General features: G+C 72.8%; 20 protein-coding genes. 14 read left to right on the forward strand and 6 right to left on the reverse strand.

Annotated features, from left to right (window positions below; translation table 11 throughout):
* Nucleotides 1-7: 7 nt before the first annotated feature.
* The 5 genes from VM95_RS11095 (at nucleotide 8) to VM95_RS11115 (ending at nucleotide 4,180) form a co-directional block, all read left to right on the forward strand.
* Nucleotides 8-922 (forward strand): F0F1 ATP synthase subunit gamma, encoded by a 915-nt coding sequence (locus tag VM95_RS11095; RefSeq protein WP_045694821.1) that lies wholly within the window; start codon nucleotides 8-10, stop codon nucleotides 920-922.
* 2 nt (nucleotides 923-924) lie between these two features.
* A complete protein-coding gene (gene atpD, locus VM95_RS11100; protein ID WP_045694824.1) occupies nucleotides 925-2,370 on the forward strand; it encodes a F0F1 ATP synthase subunit beta in 1,446 nt (481 codons plus the stop codon).
* 182 nt (nucleotides 2,371-2,552) lie between these two features.
* On the forward strand, nucleotides 2,553-2,936 hold the full coding sequence (locus tag VM95_RS11105) for a F0F1 ATP synthase subunit epsilon (protein WP_045694825.1): 384 nt from the start codon (nucleotides 2,553-2,555) through the stop codon (nucleotides 2,934-2,936).
* 148 nt (nucleotides 2,937-3,084) lie between these two features.
* Nucleotides 3,085-3,585, forward strand: a complete 501-nt coding sequence (locus tag VM95_RS11110) for a DUF2550 domain-containing protein (RefSeq protein WP_030057523.1) — start codon at nucleotides 3,085-3,087, stop codon at nucleotides 3,583-3,585.
* Between the two features lie 22 nt (nucleotides 3,586-3,607).
* On the forward strand, nucleotides 3,608-4,180 hold the full coding sequence (locus tag VM95_RS11115) for a cob(I)yrinic acid a,c-diamide adenosyltransferase (protein ID WP_045694827.1): 573 nt from the start codon (nucleotides 3,608-3,610) through the stop codon (nucleotides 4,178-4,180).
* On the opposite strand, the gene VM95_RS11120 is transcribed toward VM95_RS11115, so the two are convergent.
* Nucleotides 4,177-4,782 carry a hypothetical protein gene (locus VM95_RS11120; protein ID WP_045694831.1) on the reverse strand — a complete coding sequence of 202 codons (606 nt, stop codon included), beginning with the start codon at nucleotides 4,780-4,782 and terminating at the stop codon, nucleotides 4,177-4,179. The two genes, VM95_RS11115 and VM95_RS11120, sit on opposite strands and share 4 nt — an antisense overlap.
* A 187-nt stretch (nucleotides 4,783-4,969) precedes the next feature.
* Between VM95_RS11120 and VM95_RS11125 the strand changes: the two genes are divergently transcribed.
* The 5 genes from VM95_RS11125 (at nucleotide 4,970) to VM95_RS11145 (ending at nucleotide 10,946) form a co-directional block, all read left to right on the forward strand.
* The gene (locus VM95_RS11125; protein WP_045694834.1) at nucleotides 4,970-6,142 is read left to right on the forward strand and encodes a sensor histidine kinase; all 1,173 of its coding nucleotides are present in this window, start codon (nucleotides 4,970-4,972) and stop codon (nucleotides 6,140-6,142) included.
* Entirely contained in the window at nucleotides 6,139-6,789 is a 651-nt protein-coding gene (locus tag VM95_RS11130) for a response regulator (protein WP_045694837.1), read from the forward strand. The genes VM95_RS11125 and VM95_RS11130 overlap by 4 nt, the downstream gene beginning before the upstream one ends.
* A 177-nt stretch (nucleotides 6,790-6,966) precedes the next feature.
* Complete coding sequence (locus VM95_RS11135) at nucleotides 6,967-7,836, forward strand: 3-hydroxyacyl-CoA dehydrogenase family protein (protein WP_045694839.1); 870 nt, start codon at nucleotides 6,967-6,969, stop codon at nucleotides 7,834-7,836.
* Nucleotides 7,837-8,191: 355 nt separating this feature from the next.
* Nucleotides 8,192-8,509: an STAS domain-containing protein gene (locus VM95_RS11140; RefSeq protein ID WP_045694841.1), complete on the forward strand. Its 318-nt coding sequence runs from the start codon at nucleotides 8,192-8,194 to the stop codon at nucleotides 8,507-8,509.
* Nucleotides 8,510-8,687: 178 nt separating this feature from the next.
* Complete coding sequence (locus VM95_RS11145; RefSeq protein ID WP_063773485.1) at nucleotides 8,688-10,946, forward strand: ATP-binding protein; 2,259 nt, start codon at nucleotides 8,688-8,690, stop codon at nucleotides 10,944-10,946.
* A 7-nt stretch (nucleotides 10,947-10,953) separates the two neighbouring features.
* Here the strand turns inward: VM95_RS11145 and nucS are convergent, their stop codons facing one another.
* Nucleotides 10,954-11,613: an endonuclease NucS gene (gene nucS, locus VM95_RS11150; protein ID WP_045694843.1), complete on the reverse strand. Its 660-nt coding sequence runs from the start codon at nucleotides 11,611-11,613 to the stop codon at nucleotides 10,954-10,956.
* Nucleotides 11,614-12,099: 486 nt separating this feature from the next.
* Here nucS and VM95_RS11155 point away from each other — a divergent pair, with 486 nt between their 5' ends.
* Nucleotides 12,100-12,492: an SCO5389 family protein gene (locus tag VM95_RS11155; protein WP_045694845.1), complete on the forward strand. Its 393-nt coding sequence runs from the start codon at nucleotides 12,100-12,102 to the stop codon at nucleotides 12,490-12,492.
* A gap of 76 nt (nucleotides 12,493-12,568) precedes the next feature.
* Here the strand turns inward: VM95_RS11155 and VM95_RS11160 are convergent, their stop codons facing one another.
* Nucleotides 12,569-13,774, reverse strand: a complete 1,206-nt coding sequence (locus tag VM95_RS11160) for an LLM class flavin-dependent oxidoreductase (protein ID WP_045694938.1) — start codon at nucleotides 13,772-13,774, stop codon at nucleotides 12,569-12,571.
* Nucleotides 13,775-14,170: 396 nt separating this feature from the next.
* On the opposite strand from VM95_RS11160, the gene VM95_RS11165 reads away from it, so the two are divergent.
* Nucleotides 14,171-14,494, forward strand: coding sequence for a hypothetical protein (locus tag VM95_RS11165; RefSeq protein WP_045694848.1), 324 nt, complete (start codon nucleotides 14,171-14,173; stop codon nucleotides 14,492-14,494).
* Nucleotides 14,495-14,509: 15 nt separating this feature from the next.
* Here VM95_RS11165 and VM95_RS11170 read toward each other — a convergent pair whose 3' ends face one another.
* A complete protein-coding gene (locus VM95_RS11170) occupies nucleotides 14,510-15,280 on the reverse strand; it encodes an ABC transporter permease (protein ID WP_045694850.1) in 771 nt (256 codons plus the stop codon).
* A gap of 1 nt (nucleotide 15,281) precedes the next feature.
* Nucleotides 15,282-16,286 (reverse strand): ABC transporter ATP-binding protein, encoded by a 1,005-nt coding sequence (locus tag VM95_RS11175; protein ID WP_045694851.1) that lies wholly within the window; start codon nucleotides 16,284-16,286, stop codon nucleotides 15,282-15,284.
* Between the two features lie 94 nt (nucleotides 16,287-16,380).
* Here VM95_RS11175 and VM95_RS11180 point away from each other — a divergent pair, with 94 nt between their 5' ends.
* Both VM95_RS11180 and VM95_RS11185 read left to right on the forward strand, forming a co-directional pair.
* Nucleotides 16,381-17,178 (forward strand): alpha/beta fold hydrolase, encoded by a 798-nt coding sequence (locus VM95_RS11180; RefSeq protein WP_045694853.1) that lies wholly within the window; start codon nucleotides 16,381-16,383, stop codon nucleotides 17,176-17,178.
* Nucleotides 17,175-17,486: a hypothetical protein gene (locus VM95_RS11185; protein WP_052706721.1), complete on the forward strand. Its 312-nt coding sequence runs from the start codon at nucleotides 17,175-17,177 to the stop codon at nucleotides 17,484-17,486. Before VM95_RS11180 ends, VM95_RS11185 begins: the two co-directional genes overlap by 4 nt.
* A 130-nt stretch (nucleotides 17,487-17,616) precedes the next feature.
* Here VM95_RS11185 and VM95_RS11190 read toward each other — a convergent pair whose 3' ends face one another.
* Complete coding sequence (locus VM95_RS11190) at nucleotides 17,617-18,546, reverse strand: coiled-coil domain-containing protein (protein ID WP_045694855.1); 930 nt, start codon at nucleotides 18,544-18,546, stop codon at nucleotides 17,617-17,619.
* Nucleotides 18,547-18,560 lie beyond the last annotated feature (14 nt).

Genomic DNA, 18,560 nt, shown 5'->3' on the forward strand with positions numbered 1-18,560 from the left:
ACGACCCATGGGAGCACAGCTTCGGGTCTACAAGCGCCGGATCCGCTCTGTCACCGCGACGAAGAAGATCACCAAGGCGATGGAGATGATCTCCGCGGCGCGCATCGGCAAGGCGCAGCGCGCGGTGGCGGCCTCCGCTCCGTACGCCGATGAGCTCACCCGGGCGGTGACGGCGGTGGCCACCCGGTCCAACGCCAAGCACCCGCTCACCACCGAGAACCCGAACGCCTCGCGCGCGGCCGTCCTGCTGATCACGGCGGACCGCGGCCTGGCGGGCGGTTACTCGTCCAACGCCATCAAGGCCTCGCTGACGCTCATCGAGCGCCTGCGCGGCGAGGGCAAGGACGTGGTGACCTACATCGTCGGTCGGAAGGGTCTGTCGTACTACACCTTCCGCAACCTGGCGGTGGGGAACTCGTGGACGGGCTTCTCGGACAAGCCGACCTACGGCGACGCGAAGACGGTGGCGGCCGAGCTGATCGAGGCCTTCACGGCCGAGACCGGCGGCGTGGACGAACTCCACGTGGTCTCGACCGAGTTCGTGTCGATGCTGACGCAGGACGCGGTGGAGGCCCGGCTGCTGCCGCTGAAGCTGGACGAGGTCCAGCTCAGCGACCAGACGCCGGCCACGTCGGAGATCTTCCCGCTGTACGACTTCGAGCCGTCGGCGGAGGGCGTCCTCGACGCGCTGCTGCCGCGGTACGTCGAGAGCCGGATCTACAACGCGCTGCTGCAGTCGGCCGCTTCCGAGCACGCCGCCCGCCGCCGCGCGATGAAGAGCGCGACGGACAACGCCGGCGAGCTCATCAAGTCGCTCACGCGGCTTGCCAACTCGGCCCGTCAGGCCGAGATCACCCAGGAAATCAGCGAGATCGTCGGTGGCGCGAACGCGCTCGCTGACGCGAGCCGCGGGAGCGAATGAGTATGACCACCACTGTTGAGCCGACCACGGCGACGGGCCGCGTCGCGCGGGTCATCGGCCCGGTCGTCGACGTGGAGTTCCCCGTCGACGCGATTCCGGAGATGTTCAACGCTCTGCACGTCGAGGTGGACAACCCCGACGGCACGGGCAAGAAGACCCTGACCCTCGAGGTCGCCCAGCACCTCGGCGACGGCCTGGTGCGCGGCATCTCGATGCAGCCGACCGACGGCCTGGTCCGCGGTTCGCAGGTCACCGACACCGGCGCGGCCATCTCCGTGCCGGTCGGCCAGATCACCAAGGGCAAGGTCTTCAACGCCCTCGGTGACGTGCTGAACGTCGACAAGGACGAGTTCGAGAAGCAGGTCGAGGTCCGGTGGCCGATCCACCGCACCGCTCCGAACTTCAAGGACCTCGAGTCCAAGACCGAGATGTTCGAGACCGGCATCAAGGTCATCGACCTCCTCACCCCGTACGTCCAGGGTGGCAAGATCGGTCTGTTCGGTGGTGCCGGTGTCGGCAAGACCGTTCTGATCCAGGAGATGATCTACCGCGTCGCCGAGAACTTCGGTGGTGTGTCGGTGTTCGCCGGTGTCGGCGAGCGCACCCGTGAGGGCAACGACCTCATCGACGAGATGGTCGACTCGGGCGTCCTGGACAAGACCGCGCTGGTCTTCGGCCAGATGGACGAGCCGCCGGGCACCCGTCTGCGCGTCGCGCTGTCCGCGCTGACCATGGCGGAGTACTTCCGTGACGTCGAGAAGCAGGACGTGCTCCTCTTCATCGACAACATCTTCCGGTTCACCCAGGCCGGTTCCGAGGTGTCGACCCTGCTCGGCCGCATGCCCTCCGCGGTGGGCTACCAGCCGAACCTGGCCGACGAGATGGGCCTCCTGCAGGAGCGCATCACCTCGACCCGCGGTCACTCGATCACCTCGATGCAGGCGATCTACGTCCCCGCGGACGACCTGACCGACCCGGCGCCGGCCACCACCTTCGCCCACCTGGACGCGACCACCGTTCTGTCGCGCCCGATCTCGGAGAAGGGCATCTACCCGGCCGTCGACCCGCTGGACTCCACGTCCCGCATCCTCGACCCGCGGTACATCGCGCAGAACCACTACGACACGGCCGTCCGTATCAAGGGGATCCTGCAGAAGTACAAGGACCTCCAGGACATCATCGCCATCCTCGGTATGGACGAGCTGTCCGAAGAGGACAAGATCACGGTCCACCGTGCCCGCCGCATCGAGCGCTTCCTCTCGCAGAACACCTACGTGGCGAAGCAGTTCACCGGTGTCGAGGGTTCGACCGTGCCGCTGTCGGAGACCATCGAGGCCTTCAACGCGATCGCGGACGGCAAGTACGACGCCGTTCCGGAGCAGGCCTTCTTCATGTGCGGTGGCATCGAGGACCTCGAGAAGAACGCCGCCGAGCTGGCGAAGAAGTAGTCGCGGCCGGTAGCAGCTGAGTGACCGTGAGGGGTGGCCCCCGAGCCTGGGCCACCCCTCGCGTCGCATCGGCTGTGATTCCGGTCAAATCCGCGCCGTCGGTTTCATGCCGGAGGCGCGGGGCCGTTATTCTTACCGAAACTCCCGAGTAATCGGGGGTTGCATGAGCCTAGGAGCCCACGTTGGCTGAGCTGCACGTCGAGCTGGTCGCAGCCGACCGCAAGGTGTGGTCCGGTGCGGCCACCATCGTCGTCGCCCGTACGGCCTCCGGTGACACCGGCATCATGCCGGGCCACACCCCGGTGCTGAGCGTGCTGGAGACCGGCCCGGTGACCATCCGCACGACGGACGGCGGCACCGTGATCGCCGCGGTCCACGGCGGTTTCATCTCGTTCGCCGACAACAAGCTGTCTCTGCTCGCGGAGATCGCCGAGCTGGCGGACGAGATCGATGTCGCCCGTGCCGAGCGCGCACTGGAGCAGGCCAAGTCGGACCTGGACGCGCACGCCGAGCGTCGCGCCGAGGTGCGGCTGTTCGCGGCGCGCGGCCTCAAGGCCCACGCCTGAGTGCGCCGGACCCCGGCTTAGCGGGGTCGACCGACGGTCCCGGGGACGCGCGAGCGTGACCCCGGGACTGTCGTCGTAGTTGACAGGTCAGCGCGGTCGCCTGATACGACCGTTACGGGGAACGCGGGTAGCGAGGAGGTAGGTGAGCATGGTCCTCGCGCTTGTGGTGTGTGCGGCGGTCGTGGCGCTGGGAGTCATCGGGCTGATGGCCTTCGCCGTGCGCCGCCGCCTGATCCAGCGGGTCGGCGGCACCTTCGACTGCAGCTACCGGCTCAAAATGCCCGCCGACGCCTCGACGCAGCCCGACCTCGACGAGAACGGCAAACCCACCTCCGCCCCGGTCCCCCCGACCGATGGCAAGGGGTGGGTTTTCGGTATCGGGCGCTACAGCGGCGACTCCATCGAGTGGTTCCGGGTCTTCTCGTACGCCCCGCGTCCGCGCAAGGTGCTGCCGCGCCGGGAGATCGAGGTGCTGGGCCGGCGCTACCCGGAGGGGCAGGAGGAGCTGGCGCTGCTCTCCGGCTCGGTGGTGCTGCGGTGCCTGCACAACGGGGCGCCGCTGGAGCTGGCGATGAGCGAGGACGCGCTCACCGGCTTCCTGGCCTGGCTGGAGGCGGCCCCGCCCGGGCAGAGGGTTAACGTCGCCTAACGTCGGCGGCTAGGGTGGCCGCATGGTCAATCTGACGCGCATCTACACCCGTACCGGGGACGACGGCACCACCGCGCTCGGCGACATGAGCCGGACCACCAAGACCGATCCGCGGCTGATCGCGTACGCCGACGCCAACGAGGCGAACGCGGCGATCGGGGTGGCGCTGGCGGCCGGTTCGCTGTCCGAGGACGTGGCGGCCGTGCTCATCCGGGTCCAGAACGACCTGTTCGACGTGGGCGCGGACCTGTCGACCCCCGTGGTCGAGGACCCGAAGTACCCGCCGCTGCGGGTGCTGCAGTCCTACATCGACCGGCTGGAGGGGGACTGCGACCACTACCTGGAGCAGGTCGAGAAGCTGCGCAGCTTCATCCTGCCCGGCGGCACGCCCGGCGCGGCCCACCTGCACCTGGCCTGCACGGTGGTGCGGCGGGCCGAGCGCTCCACCTGGGCGGCGATCGCCGAGCACGGGGACACCGTCAACCCGCTGACCGCGAAGTACCTCAACCGGCTGTCCGACCTGCTGTTCATCCTGGCCCGGGTGGCCAACAAGGAGCGCGGGGACGTGCTGTGGGTGCCGGGGGAGAACCGCTAGGAACCGGACTCGACCTTCTCGGCGACGCGGCCGTCCTCGACCACGCGGCCGTCCTCGACCCGGACTCCGGCCGGCGGCTCCTTCGGCCACAGCGAGTAGCAGCCGGCCACGACCACGTTGACGACGGCCGCGATGCCCAGCTTCCAGTACCACTGGGCGAAGGTGCCGACGTGGGCGGCGCCGGCCGAGAGCGGCACCAGCAGGCTGATCAGGCCCAGCGTGATCACCGCCGAGACGACCGTCCGCTTGGCGATCTGCCACTCGTGCGCCGTCCGCTCCGGCCCGTACTTCGGCGCGGGCAGCGGCTTGGGGCCGCCGGCGAAGCGGTGCAGGAAGTGCCGGTCGGCCCAGGCGACCAGCGAGGGGCCGTAGCCGACCGAGAAGCCCGCGTAGCTCGCGGCGAGGGCGTGCATCCAGCTCGCCTGGGTGCCGCCCCGCAGGTTGAGCACGGTGAGGGCGTACAGGGCGAGGTCCACCGCCGGCAGGCCGATCAGCAGGGCGGTGCTGGTGCGGCGCCACCGCAGCAGGTAGCGGGTGGAGAGGGCGAGGCCGAGCACGATCCACCAGGAGATCTCGGCCGCGACGATGAGGGTGACGATCACGTTCTGCTCCCGGGCGTTTCGGCGGTGCTTCCAGGCTCCTCCGCGGGCGGGCGGGTTTCGTCGTCGCGCGGTGCCGTCCGGGGCTGCACCTTTCGATGTAGCGGCCTCCTCCGTGGACGGGAGCCGGGTGGCGCGTCCGGGATGGTGAGATGGGGGTGTGCTCGTACCATCCGTCCCACCGCGCCGCATGGACCGGCTGATCGCCCTGTGCGGGGTGCTCGGCGGCGCCGTACTGATCGTCTTCCGGGTGTACGACCGGGCCGACGAGGTGCCGCTGTGGGCGGTGGTGGCGCCGCTGCTCGTCATGGCGGGGCTGGAGCTGGTCCGGCGCACCCGGCCGGTGCTCACGGTGTCGCTGGGCGGGCTGGCCTTCGCGGCCGGGGTGTTCGCCGGCAGCCTGCTGGCGACGACGATCATGTACACCGATCTGCTGTACGCGGCGGTGCTCTACGGCAGCCACCGGATGTCCCGGGTGCTGCACCTGACCGGCGGCTCGACGGTCCTGGTGCTCTCCGCGCTGGCGTGGTGGAAGAGCGGCACCGCGGCGGGGCTGCTGATCGTGGTGGTCGCCTCCTTGGTGTTCCTGGCGCCGGTGTGGACCGGCGAGCTGGTGCGCAAGCACCGGCAGGAGGCGGAGAGCGAGCGGCTGCGGGCGGAACAGACCGCGCTGCTCTCGGAGATGGACCGGCGCGAGGCGGTCGTCGCCGAACGGGCCAGGATGGCACGGGAGTTGCACGACGTGGTGGCCAACCACCTGTCGGCGATCGCGATCCACGCCACCGGCGCGCAGTCCGTCGCCCGGCGCCGGCAGCTGCCCGCGGACGATCCGCTGGTGGAGGTGCTGGCGGTGATCCGGGAGAACAGCGTCCAGGGATTGGCCGAAATGCGCCGGATGATCGGGCTGCTGCGTGACAGCGGCGGGGGAGAGGCCGACGCGTCGTACGCGGCCCCCGACCTGGCCGCGGTGGACGCCCTGCTGGCCAAGGCCCGGGCGGCCGGGCAGGACGTGGGGCTGGAGTTCGAGCTGACCGAGCACGGCGAGCACCGGGACGTCCCGGTGCCGGTCGGGCTGGCCGCGTACCGGATCGTGCAGGAGTCGCTGACCAACGCGCTCAAGCACGCCGGGCCCGGGCTGGTCCGGCTGCGGCTGGAGTTCGAGCCGGAGCGGCTGCGGATCGCCGTCGACAGCCCGTACCGGGGCGGGGCCGGGCGTGAACTGCCGGGCGCCCGGGCCGGGTTGGTGGGCATGTCGGAGCGGGCCGGGCTGCTCGGCGGCAGCTTCGAGGCCGGGCCGCGGGACGGGTACTGGAGCGTGCGCGCGGTGCTGCCGTGCGGGCGGGGGAGCGAGGCAGGGGCATGACGATCCGAGTGCTGGTCGCCGAGGACCAGGCGGCGGTGCGGGCGGCGCTGGTGATGATCCTGCGGGCCGAACCGGACGTCGAGGTGGTCGGGCAGGCCGCGGACGGCGAGGCGGCCGTCCGGCTGGCGCTGGAGCTGCGGCCGGACGTGGTGCTGATGGACGTGCAGATGCCCCGGCTGGACGGCGTCTCGGCGACCAGGGAGGTGGTCGCCGCCGGGGCCGCCCAGGTGCTGGTGCTGACCACCTTCGACCTGGACGAGTACGTCTACGGCGCGCTGCGGGCCGGTGCGGCCGGCTTCCTGCTCAAGGACCTGGAGGCGGACACCCTGGTCGAGGGCATCCGGACGGTGGCCCGCGGGGACGGCATGCTGGCGCCCTCGGTGACCAGGCGGCTGATCGGCACCTTCGCCCGCCCGGACCGGCCGGTCGGCCCGGCGGCGCGGGAGGCGGTGGCCGCGCTGACCGCCCGCGAGCGCGAGGTGCTGGCCTGCGTCGGCGCGGGGATGTCCAACGGGGAGATCGCCGCCCGGCTGGAGATGGCGGAGGCCACCACGAAGACGCACGTCAGCCGGATCCTGGCGAAACTGCGGCTGCGCAGCCGGGTGCAGGCGGCGATCCTGGCCCAGGACCTCGGGCTGACCATCTGATCGTCTTCCCGGTCGGGCGACCGGTTCGGTTGCAGATCACACTCTCGATTGCTTATGCGCGGGGGATTTGGGCGTTAGAGTCCCCGCTGAGCGACGCGGCTCCGCGGCGGTGACCCCTGCCCTGAGCCGCCTTCAGGGCCCGCCCTCGGGGCGGCGACGGCATCGGGAGACCCAGCCATGAGCAATGCGTCCAGCAAGCAGATCGCCGTGATCGGTGCCGGCCTGATGGGCGCCGGCATCGCCCAGGTGTCCGCGCAGGCCGGCCACCCGGTGGTGCTGCGGGACGTCACCGAGGAGGCGCTGCAGCGCGGCCTCGCCGGCATCCGCGCCTCGTACGAGAAGTTCGTCGCCAAGGGCAAGCTGAGCGCCGAGGACGCCGAGGCCGCGCTGGGCCGGATCACCACCACCACCGACCTGGGCGCCGTCGCCGAGGCCGACATCGTGGTCGAGGCCGTGTTCGAGAAGCTGGAGGTCAAGGAGGGCGTCTTCCGCGAGCTGGACAAGCTCGCCAAGGACGGCGCCGTGCTGGCCACCAACACCTCCGCCATCCCGATCACCCGGATCGCGGCCGTCACCCGGCGCCCGGAGTCGGTCGTGGGCGTGCACTTCTTCTCGCCCGTCCCGATGATGAAGCTGGTCGAGCTCGTCCGCGGCTATAAGACCAGCGACGAGACGCTGGCCGCCGCCCGCGCCTACGCCGAGGGCGTCGGCAAGGAGGTCGTGGTGGTCAACCGCGACGTCGCCGGCTTCGTCACCACCCGCCTGATCACCGCGCTGGTCGTCGAGGCCGCCAAGCTGTACGAGTCGGGCGTGGCCACCGCCGAGGACATCGACACCGCCTGCCGGCTCGGCTTCGGCCACGCGATGGGCCCGCTGCAGACCGCCGACCTGACCGGCGTGGACATCCTGCTGCACGCCGCCCGGAACATCTACGACGAGACCCAGGACGAGAAGTTCGCCGCCCCGGAGATCATGGCCCGCATGGTCACCGCCGGCGACCTCGGCCGCAAGAGCGGCCAGGGCTTCTACCCGTACGAGGCCAAGTGAGCCCCGAGACCCGATGACCCGGCGGGCCGTGCGATCGGAGCATCGTACGGCCCGCTGTGCCGGGTCGGGTGAGCTTCCTCACGCTGCGTGCCGCAGACGGGTGATTTGGGCGGGAATCGAGCGTAGGTGTGGAGACTGACTGCGTATATTCCCTCGGACGAGTGAAGTTGCTTCAGATTCGGCCGAAACCAGCAACCTGGGGTGCCGGTTCACCGTCAGATGAGGGAACCCGACGCCTCGCCGTCTTCTCGCCGTCTTCCGGCCGAGGAGCCGCACCACGGCGGCCCACCCGATCGCAACACCCCGCCCCGGCCACCAGAGCGACCAGCAGAGCGACCAGGCGAAGGAGGAGAGCATGCGCATCACCGGCGACCACCGGGCGCTGGCCATCGAAGGCCGCCTCGACGTGCGCACCGCCGCCGACGCGCGGGCCCGCCTGCACCAGGCCGTCGACGGCGGCCTCGGCGACCTCGTGCTCGACCTCGCCCGGCTGGAGTTCTGGGACGCCACCGGCCTCGGCGTGATCATGGGCACCCACCGGCGGGCCGGCCGGATCGGCCGCCGACTGGTGCTGCGCTCCGTCCCGGCCCAGCTCCAGCGGCTGCTGGTGGCCACCAAGCTGCACCGCATCCTGGCGGTGGACGGCGGCATCGCCGAGGCGCACGTCGTCTGATTCCCCCGGATTCCCCCCGTCTCCGGGACCGCCCTGCGCGGCGGTGACCGGATGTGCGAGAGTCTGCCCGTCAGAATGACGGCCGCCGCCCGCTGCCCCCAGCCCCCGCGCGGCCGCGAACGGGACGTCAGCCGGCCGGCGCGCGGTGCCGGCGGCCGAGCACGATGCGGAGCAGAACGTGGCACAGCCATCCGGCGAACTCCGGCAGGAAGCCGCCGCCCGCACCCGCGGCGGCGAACTGGTCTCCGGCGGCCTGCTCGTCGGCGTCGGCGCCCCGGACGGCTCCGAGGCCAGGCCCTGCCCCGAGGAGTGGCGCCCCCGCCCCCGCCGGATCGAGCGCAGCGAACCCGCCCGCGGCCCGCTCGGCGGCCCCGGCCGCGCGGTCGGCCCGCTCGCCATGGGCGCCGGGCCCGCCGACCTGCCGCTGCTCGACCGCGAGGCCGACATCGCCGAACTGCTCGGCCTGCTCGCCGAGGGCCGCTCGATACGCCTGGTCGGCCAGGCGGGCTCGGGCCGCAGCGCGCTGCTGTCGGCCGTCGCCGAGGCCTCGGCCGACCTCGCCCCCGGCGGCGTCGTCCAGCTCTGCGGCCACCGCCGCACCGGCGCCGACCTGCTCCAGGACCTCTTCGCCGCCACCCACCACGCCCCCGGCTACCGGCCCGACCCCGGCCAGCTCGCCGGGCACCTCGCCGAGGTCGCCGCCGTCGTCGTCATCGACGGCGCCGAACCCTCCGGCGACGAGCTGGAGGAGCTGCTGGCCGCCGCCCCCGGCTGCGCCTTCCTGCTGTCGGTCTCCCCCGGCAGCCCGGCCCTGCCCGCCGACTCCCGGCTCCAGGACCACCCCGTCGCCGGACTCTCCCGCGCCGCCTGCCTCGCCCTCACCGCGCGCCTGGCCGGGCGGCCCCTGGACGTCGCCGAGAAGGCCTGGGCGGTCGACCTCTGGTTCGAGTCCGAGGGCCTGCCGCTGCGCTTCGTCCAGGCCGCCGCGCTGCTGCGCCAGCGGGACGTCGCGGTGGACGCACTGGTCGCCGCCGAGGAGGACCGCAAGGACGTCTTCGGGACCGTCGAGGAGCCCGTCCACCACCCCGACCCGGCGGTCCGCGAGAGCGCGCTGCGCCGCACCGTCCCGCTGCCCTCGGTCGCCGAGACCGCCTCGCCCGCCGTCCGGCTCGCCGAGGGGCTGAGCGAGCCCGCGCAGGCCGTCCTGCGCCTCGCCGTCGCGCTCGGCGGCGAGTGCCCCACCGCGCCGCACCTGCCGGCGCTGATCGACGTCGGCCACGGCGAGGCCGCCCTCGCCGAACTCGCCGACGCCGGGCTGGCGGTGTCCATCGGCGGGCACCACCGGCTGACCGCCGGCGCGCTCGACCTGCTCGTCCCGCACTGGCCCGCGCGCGGCTGCGCGGACGGCGCCGCCCAGCACTTCGCCTGGTGGGTCGGGCACGGCTCGGTGTCGCTGGAGCAGGTTGCCGCCGAGGCCGAGGTGGTGATCGGCGTGCTGCTCGCCGACCGGGCCGCCGGACGGCACGAGGCGGTGGTCCGGCTCGCCCGGGCGGCCGCCCCCGCGCTGGCGCTCGCGCTGCGCTGGGGCGCCTGGGAGCGGGTGCTGCAGCTCGGCCTGGAGGCGGCCCGGCGGGTCGGCACGCCCGCCGAGCAGGCGTGGTTCCACCACGAGTCCGCCGTGCACGCGATCTGCGTCCAGCAGCCGTCCCGGGCCGTCGCCGAACTGGAGACCGCACTCACCCTGCGCACCGCCGCCGGGGAGCAGCGCGGGGTCGCGGCCGCGCGCCGGATGATCGAGCTGCTGCGCGCCGAGGGCCGGCAGCTGCCGGCCGGGCCGACCACGGTGGCGGCCGCGCGCGGGCCGGTGATCCGCAAGATCGCGGCCCGGGTGCCGCGCCGGCTGCGCTCCAGCCGGCGGCGGCGGATCGTCCTCGCCACCGCGGCCGTGCTCACCTTCGGGGTGCTCGGGACGGCGGCGGCGATGAGCCTCGGCCCGGACGAGCCGAGGGGGAACGAGCCGCACGGGCGGCTGGACGACGTCGGGGACAGTCAGGACGGGCTGCCGCCGGTGCCGCACACCAGCACCAGCCCCGGCGCCCCTGCCGCCGGCGCGTCGAGCGCCCCGGCGGGGGCCGGAAGCAGTCCGACGCCGTCCGAGAGCGGCAGCGCCTCGCGCTCGCCGAGTGCGTCGGCGTCGGTGTCGTCGTCGAAGAAGCCCAGCCGCTCGCCGGGGGCGCAGGAGTCGGACCCGGCGCAGCCGCCCGTCCAGGAGCCCGCGCAGCCGCCGGTCCAGCCGCCGGCGCCGCAGCAGCCCCAGCCGACGCAGCCGTCCGTGCCGCCGGTGGTGACCAACTCGCCCTCGTCGCAGCCGACGCCGACCCCGACCCCGACCGCCCCGCCGTCGTCCGCGACGCCGAGCCCGACCAAGACGGCCTAGGTGCGGCTCAGAACAGCTTGAGCTTGTCGTCGTCGATGCCGCGCAGCTCGTCGTAGTCCAGCACGACGCAGCCGATGCCCCGGTCGGTGGCCAGTACGCGGGCCTGGGGCTTGATCTCCTGCGCAGCGAAGACGCCCTTGACCGGGGCCAGCAGCGGGTCCCGGTTGAGGAGTTCGAGGTAGCGGGTGAGCTGCTCGACGCCGTCGATCTCGCCGCGGCGCTTGATCTCGACGGCCACCGTGGCGCCGTCCGCGTCGCGGCACAGGATGTCGACCGGGCCGATCGCGGTCGGGTACTCGCGGCGGATCAGCGACCAGCCGGAGCCGAGCACCTCCATCCGGTCCGCGAGCAGCTCCTGCAGGTGGGCTTCGACGCCGTCCTTGATCAGGCCCGGGTCGACCCCGAGCTCGTGGGACGAGTCGTGCAGCACCTCCTCCAGCGTGATGATGAGCTTCTCGCCGGCCTTGTTCTCCACCGTCCAGACCCCGTCGGCCTCCTTGAGGGCGCACGGCGGGGACATCCAGTTGAGCGGCTTGTAGGCGCGGTCGTCGGCGTGGATGCTGACGCTGCCGTCGGCCTTGACCAGGATGAGCCTGGTGGCGGAGGGCAGGTGGGCGGAGAGCCGACCGGCATAGTCGACTGAGCAGCGGGCAATTACGAGACGCACGGTCGACCACGCTAGCCCACCGGGGCCAGTTGATGCGATTCCGGGACGACCGGGTGAAGAAAGCGCGAACGCCGCGAACATGGAGTTTCGGCGGGTCCCGCATCCGCCCGTCGCGGTCTGGCGCCCGCCACACGGGGTCTCTACCGTGTGTGACGGCACGCTCGCGGGACCGGCGTCAACGGGGACGGAGACTTCAGATGAACGATCCGACAGGATCCGGCCAATCTGGTGTGCTGCTGCATATTTCAGAAGCAATCCGCAAGAATCACCAGCCTGTTCGGCTGCTGGCTGCCACGCTGTTCTGAGCGCGTTCGGTGTCCGGGTCGTTACGTCCCGTGGCGCCACTCCGCGGTGTCGCAAAGGTGCCGGAACCCCGTTCCACGGGTGCCGGACGCCCCTCGCGGCTTCCGCCACCACCCTCACTGTGAGCTTGGACTACGCATGACCACCCGGGCGCCGCGCGGGTGGACCGCGAGAGGAGAATCCATGTCGCTCGACGTCTCACCGGCCCTGCTGGAGAAGGCCGAGCGGGGCGAGGTCGACGAGCGGGAATTCGTCGACTGCGTCCGCGTTTCGCTGCCGTACGCGTGGGACCTGATCAGTTCGCTGGTCGCCCAGGCGAAGGTCGACGGCACCGACTTCGCCGACAACCAGGTGCCGCCGCCCAGCGAGCAGGCCCGCGGCCAGCTGCTGCGCGCCCTCGCCAGCGACGCCATCCGGGGCGCCCTGCAGCGCCACTTCGGGGTCCGGCTGGCGTTCCAGAACTGTCACCGGGTGGCGGTGTTCCTGCCCTCCGAGGCCAACGAGGCGCGGTACGACCGCTTCACGTCGGTCCGGGAGCAGCTGCTCAACCAGTCCGAGGAGCTGCGGGACTGCTGACGCGCGGCGCCGTCGCCGCCCCCCCGGTCGCGGGAGGGTGGCGACGGCCCGGTCGTTCGGTCAACCCGCTTCCTTTTCAGCTCAGTTGGGGGAGCACCTCGGAGCCCAGCCGGGCGATGTTGTGCAGGGTCGCCGCGCGGTCGCCGCTGCCCTCCGCGAGGAGTGCGAACCGCCGGATGCCGGTGCGCTCGGCGGTGGCCAGCAGCCGGTCGGCGCACTGCCGGGGAGTGCCCACCGCGTGCAGGTCGCAGAGGAGTTCGGTGTACTGGCGGGGGTCGCGCATCTTGCGCTCGCGGCCGTCCACCGTGCGGTGCGCGCCGAGCCCGTACTCGAACCAGCCGGGCATCGCGTTCAGCAGCGTCGCCCTGGCCGCCGAGGCACGGTCGTCGACCTGCGCCACCCCGGCCGCCACGTGCTGCCGGCTCACCCGGCGCAGCTGCTCCTCGGAGCGGCCGGCCGCCAGCCAGGCGGTGCGGTACAGCTCCAGCATCCGCAGCTTGTCCTCGTCGCCGGAGTGCATGCCGAGCAGCATCGGCAGCCCGCGCTCGGCGGCCAGCCCGACCCCGCCCGGCGAGGTGCAGGCGACCACCACCGGCGGGCCGGCCACCGGCCGACCTGCCGCCGTCAGGTCATCGCGCAGCCGGTCCTCGGGCAGCGGGTCGGTGCGCACGGGCTCACCGCGGGTCGGTTCGCCGCGCAGTGGCGCGGCGTCCTGGCGCTGGCGCGGGAAGCGCACCGGCGCGGACTCGTCCAGGCCCAGCCAGCTGCCCAGGCCGGGCCGACGCAGCGGCTCGGTGGCCCGGGGGACGACCGCCACCTCGGGGAAGCTGAACTGCGGCCCGTCCGCGCCCACCCGGGAGCCGCGCAGCCAGCGCAGCAGCAGGTCCAGCCGCTCCGGGAAGCCCTGCTCGAAGGCGTCCACGCCGCTGCCGAAGACGTCCAGGTCGATCCACGGCCCGCCGCGCCCGACCCCGAGGGTGAACCGCCCGCCGGAGGTGAGGTGCAGCAGCGCGGCCTGCTCGCCGAGCGCCACCGGGTGGGCGGTGGAGAGCACGCTGACCGCCGTGCCGACGCCGATCCGGCGGGTCCGGCCGAGCAGCAGCGCGGCCAGCGTCGCGGCGTTCGGACAGACCCCGTACGGGACGAAGTGGTGTTCGGCCAGCCAGACGCTGTCCAGACCCGCCCGCTCGGCCTCGACGGCGGCCCGGACGGTGCGGTCCAGCACCTCGGCGTGGCCCTGCCCGGGGAACTGCGCGGACAGCAGGAACGCGCCGACCCGCACCGGGGCGGTGTCCGGCGCCGCCGTGCCGCCCCGCTGGGCGGCGGGCAGCGGCTCGCCCGCGACGGCCGTCACCGGCGCGACGGTGGTCAGCGCCGGGCCGGGAGCCGGTGGCCGTACTCCGACGGGCCGGCGGGTCTCGGCGCGGGCGCTGGTCTTGGTCATCCTTGGGCCTCCTCGGGTGCGCGCAGGGTGCGGGCCCCGCCTCGTCCCTTCGTGGGTATCCGATGTCATGTGCCAATGGCACGCGAAGCCCCGAATTTCGGTGGTCTCCGGGTGGATCTCGGTAAAAACCGCGAAGTGTCGGGCGCACTCGTGATAGAGGCATTCAGATCGGGTGGGCGGCCCGCAGGGCTAGGCTGGAGCGCACCCGAGCCACCGGAAGAGAGGCAGTCCGCCGTGTCGCCGCGCCACAACCGGAACAGGAGCGCCGCCCCCCGCGAGAGCGCCGAGCCGACCGCCCCGCTCGGCGGATCGCTGCGCCGTACCGAGAGCTACCAGGGTGACGACTGGGTGGTCCAGACGGTCGCCGGGACGTCGGGGCGGCACTACCGCTGCCCGGGCTGCGACCAGGAGATCCCGCCCGGGGTGGGCCACCTGGTGGCCTGGCCGATGCACGGCGGCGGGGTCGACGACCGGCGGCACTGGCACCGGGCCTGCTGGGGAGCGCGGGAGCGCCGGGCCTCCAACATCCTCCGGGGCCGCGGCGCTCCGCGGTACTGACGGGCCTGCGGGCCGCTACGCGTCGCGGTTCTTGAGCACCAGCGCGCCGCCGAGCAGCGCCGCCGCCGTCCAGGCCAGGCAGATGCTGAACCCGGCCCACGGCCCGTACGGCTGGCCGTGCTGCTCGTACACCAGCAGCATCCGCGAGCCCGCGTAGTCGGGGAAGTAGTGGGCGAGGGTCTTGACCTTCGGCACCGCCGAGAGGATCGGCGAGAGCAGGAAGAAGAACGGCACCAGCACGCCGAGCGCCAGCGTCTGGTTGTGCAGCATGGTGGTCACGCCGGCCGCGAACAGGCAGAGCATGGTCAGGTAGAGCGCGGCGCCGAGCACCGCGCGCAGCACGTTCGGCTCGCCCAGGGTGGTGGAGTGCGAGCCGAGCAGGGCCTGGCCGAGGAAGAAGGTGACGAAGGCCGTCACCAGCGAGACCAGCAGGGCCAGGGCGCCGAGCACGACGGCCTTGCCGGCGAGCAGGGTGGCGCGCTGCGGGACGGCGGCCAGGGTGACCCGGATCATCCCGCTGCTGTACTCGTTGCCGATCGCCAGCACGCCGAAGACGATGATGGCCAGTTCGCCGAGCATGATGCCGGAGAAGGCGGTGCCGGTCGCGTCGAACGGGGTGTCGGCGTCGTGTCTGCGGAACTCGGTGAAGTTGTTGTTGGTGAGCAGGGACAGCAGCGCGCCGATGCCCACGGTGACCACGAAGGCCAGGGCGAGGGTCCAGACCGTCGAGCGGACGCTGCGGATCTTCGTCCACTCGGAGCGCAGGATCGCCGGGAAGGACGTCATCTCAGTTCTCCTCCTGCTGCACGGCCGCGGCCGGCCGGGCGCCGTCCGCCTTCCAGCCCGCGCCCCAGACGCCGGGCGCTCCGGCCGCGTCGCGGCCCGGGCCGTCGCCCGCGTGGTACTCCACCGAGTCGGCCGTCATCTGCATGAACGCCTCCTCCAACGAGGCCTGCTGCGGGCTGAGTTCGTGCAGCACCAGGCCGTTGGCGGCGGCCAGTTCGCCGAGCGCCGCGAGGTCGCCGTCGACGACCTCGTAGGAGCCGTCCGGGCCGGGTTCGTGCCGCAGGCCGGCGCCGGCCAGCAGGTCGAGCAGCCGCTCGGGCTGCGGGGTGCGCAGGCGGACGGCGGAGCGGGAGTTGCGCCGGATGAACTCCGGCATCGGCAGGTCGGCGAGCAGCCGGCCCTTGCCGATGACCACCAGGTGGTCGGCGGTGACGGCCATCTCGCTCATCAGGTGGGAGGAGACGAAGACGGTGCGGCCCTCGCCGGCCAGGCGCTTCATCAGGTTGCGGATCCAGAGGATGCCCTCCGGGTCGAGGCCGTTGACCGGCTCGTCGAACATGACGATCTCCGGGTCGCCGAGCAGGGCGGAGGCGATGCCGAGGCGCTGGCCCATGCCGAGCGAGAAGCCGCGGGCGCGCTTGCGGGCGACCGGGGTGAGACCGACCAGGGAGAGCACCTCGTCGACCCGGCGCTCGGGGATGCGGTTGCTCTGGGCGAGCCAGCGCAGGTGGTCGCGGGCGGTGCGGCCGGGGTGGACGGCCTTGGCCTCCAGCAGGGCGCCGATGTACTTGAGCGGCTCGCTGAGCTGCCCGTAGCGCTTGCCGTCGATGGTGACCCGGCCGCTGGTCGGGCGGTCGAGGTCGAGGATCATGCGCATGGTGGTGGACTTGCCGGCGCCGTTCGGGCCGAGGAAGCCGGTCACCACGCCCTGGGGGACCCGGAAGCTGAGCCGGTCCACCGCGAGTGTCTTGCCGTAACGTTTTGTCAGGTCGTGCAACTCGATCATTCGGGCTCCCTACGCTCTTTGTCAGGCTAGGACAAAGCGGATATCAGGGCCCGCTGAGTGGGCCCGGCGGGCGTGCCGGAATAGGTTGGGGGCCATGACCGAGCTCCCCTCCGCAGTGTCCGTCCGCGAGAGCGGTACCGGAACACCCCTCGTGCTCCTGCACGCCTTTCCGTTGAACGCCGCGATGTGGTCCGCCCAGTTGGACGCGCTGCCCGGCCTGACCGGGGACGAGGCCCGGGTGCTCGCCCCCGACCAGCGCGGGTTCGGCGGCACCGAGCTGGGGGCCGACGAGCCCTCGCTGGACCTGGTCGCCGACGACGTGGCGCTGATGCTGGACGCGGCCGGGATCGAACGCGCGGTGGTCGGCGGGCTCTCCATGGGCGGCTACGTGGCGCTGGCCCTCGCCCGCCGCCACCCGGACCGGCTCGCCGGCCTGCTGCTGGCCAACACCCGGGCCACCGCCGACGCCGACGCCGTCCGGGCCAACCGGGAGCGGACGGCCGCCGCCGTCACCGCCCGCGACAGCGTCGGACTGCTGCTGGACGAGCGGGTCGCGGCCGGGCAGCTGGGGCCGGACTCGCAGCACCTGGTCGCCCGGGTGGAGGCGATGGTCGCCGCCGCCCCGCCGGCCGCCGTCGCCTGGGCCCAGCGGGCCATGGCGGCCCGCCCGGACTCCCTGGACGTGCTGGCGGGCCTGCGGGTGCCGGTCGCCGTCGTGACGGGCGCCCAGGACTCCCTGGTGGCACCGGACGAGGCCGAGCTGATCCTCCGGGCCCGGCCGGACGCCGAACTGACCGTCATCCCCGGCGTGGGCCACCTGAGCGCCCTGGAGGCCCCCGAGGCCTTCGACGCCGCCGTGCGCCGGCTCCTGGCCCGGGTGGCCGCCGGATGAGCGAGGACGCGGCCGGCTGGGACTACTCGGCCCTGGAAGTGACCGGCCGGATGCCGGTGACCAACCGTGGCGAAGGGCTGCTGGAGCTGACCCTGGAACCGCTCGGCGAGGACTACTGGATGCGCCCGGGGGAGACCTTCATCGTCACCTCGTACGGAGACTACGGGCCCGGCCACCCGTTCGAGGTGCAGTACTGGCCCGACTCGGTGTCGGTCTGGTGCACCTCCTGGTTCGGCACGGTCTCGGACGACGAGGGGAACCAGCTCAGCAGCGGCTACCAGCGGCCGGACGGGGCCTACCCGAGATAGTGAGTGCTGTGCGCGCAACAGGCCCCCACCCGAACGGGTGAGGGCCTGCTTCGCGTCGGCGTCGGTACAGGGGGCCGGCGCCACGGCGCCAGTGGCGGGACGTCGGCGCTGACGGGTCAGCGCGGCGGCGTCAGCGCGACTGTTGGGCGGGCACGCCCATGGTGTCGTCGCTCGGCACCCCGGCGGCGGCCACGGCCGCGCCGGTCAGCGTCGCCAGCATCTCGCGGACGTTGGTCAGCTGGGCGTTGATGCTGTCGCGACGGTTCGTCAGCGCCGCCAGCTCGCGCTCGGATTCGCTGCGGATGCGGTCCGCCTTGGCGTTGGCGTCCGCCACGATGTCCTCGGACTGGCGCTGGGCCGTCTCGACGGTCTGGCGGGCGCGGCGCTCGGCGTCCGTGCGCAGCTTCTCGGCCTCCAGACGCAGCTGCTCCGCCCGGTGCTCGATCTCGGCGAGGCGCTTCTCGGCCTTGGCCTGACGGGCGGCCAGGTCGCGCTCGGACTGCTCGCGGCGCTTGGCCAGGTTCGTCTCGAACTCCAGCGCGGCCTGGGCGGCCTTGGTGCGGGTCTCCTCGAAGAGGGCGTCCGCCTCCTCGCGCTTGTTCTGGGCGTCCTTGTTGGCCTCGGCGCGCAGCTGGGCGGAGTCGCTCTTCGCCTTGTCGACGATCCGCAGGCCCTCGTCCTCTGCCTTGGCCTTGCGGTCCTTGGCGTAGTTCTCGGCCTCGGTGCGGACCTGCTGCGCGGCGGCCTCGGCCAGCTCGCGGTGCTGCTCGGCGGCGCGGTGCGCCTCGTCGCGCAGGTCCTTGGCCTCCTCCTCGGCGAGCCGCAGGATCTTCTCGACCCGGGCGCCGAGGCCGGCGTAGGACGGCTCCTGGTCCGCGACCGCCGCCTGGGCGGTCTGGGTCTCCAGGTGGAGCTCCTCGATGCGCTTCTCCAGCGCGGAGATCCGGGTCAAGGCACTGTCACGGTCGGCCACCAGCTTGGTGATCCGCTCGTCGACCTGGGCGCGCTCGTACCCGCGGCGCACCAGGTCGAAGCCGTGAGGGGAGTGACTGTCGCTCATGGGACTCTGGGCTT

It is taken from the genome of Streptomyces rubellomurinus (genome assembly GCF_000961885.1).
Lineage (GTDB): Bacteria > Actinomycetota > Actinomycetes > Streptomycetales > Streptomycetaceae > Kitasatospora > Kitasatospora rubellomurina.

Bases quoted from the DNA above. Each gene is read 5' to 3' on its own strand.
- VM95_RS11095 (WP_045694821.1), top strand. From the start codon at position 8: ATGGGAGCACAGCTTCGGGTCTACAAGCGCCGGATCCGCTCTGTCACC.
- atpD (WP_045694824.1), top strand. From the start codon at position 925: ATGACCACCACTGTTGAGCCGACCACGGCGACGGGCCGCGTCGCGCGG.
- VM95_RS11110 (WP_030057523.1), top strand. From the start codon at position 3,085: ATGGTCCTCGCGCTTGTGGTGTGTGCGGCGGTCGTGGCGCTGGGAGTC.
- VM95_RS11115 (WP_045694827.1), top strand. From the start codon at position 3,608: ATGGTCAATCTGACGCGCATCTACACCCGTACCGGGGACGACGGCACC.
- VM95_RS11125 (WP_045694834.1), top strand. From the start codon at position 4,970: ATGGACCGGCTGATCGCCCTGTGCGGGGTGCTCGGCGGCGCCGTACTG.
- VM95_RS11130 (WP_045694837.1), top strand. From the start codon at position 6,139: ATGACGATCCGAGTGCTGGTCGCCGAGGACCAGGCGGCGGTGCGGGCG.
- VM95_RS11135 (WP_045694839.1), top strand. From the start codon at position 6,967: ATGAGCAATGCGTCCAGCAAGCAGATCGCCGTGATCGGTGCCGGCCTG.
- VM95_RS11140 (WP_045694841.1), top strand. From the start codon at position 8,192: ATGCGCATCACCGGCGACCACCGGGCGCTGGCCATCGAAGGCCGCCTC.
- VM95_RS11155 (WP_045694845.1), top strand. From the start codon at position 12,100: ATGTCGCTCGACGTCTCACCGGCCCTGCTGGAGAAGGCCGAGCGGGGC.
- VM95_RS11170 (WP_045694850.1), bottom strand. From the start codon at position 15,280: ATGACGTCCTTCCCGGCGATCCTGCGCTCCGAGTGGACGAAGATCCGC.
- VM95_RS11175 (WP_045694851.1), bottom strand. From the start codon at position 16,286: ATGATCGAGTTGCACGACCTGACAAAACGTTACGGCAAGACACTCGCG.
- VM95_RS11180 (WP_045694853.1), top strand. From the start codon at position 16,381: ATGACCGAGCTCCCCTCCGCAGTGTCCGTCCGCGAGAGCGGTACCGGA.
- VM95_RS11185 (WP_052706721.1), top strand. From the start codon at position 17,175: ATGAGCGAGGACGCGGCCGGCTGGGACTACTCGGCCCTGGAAGTGACC.
- VM95_RS11190 (WP_045694855.1), bottom strand. From the start codon at position 18,546: ATGAGCGACAGTCACTCCCCTCACGGCTTCGACCTGGTGCGCCGCGGG.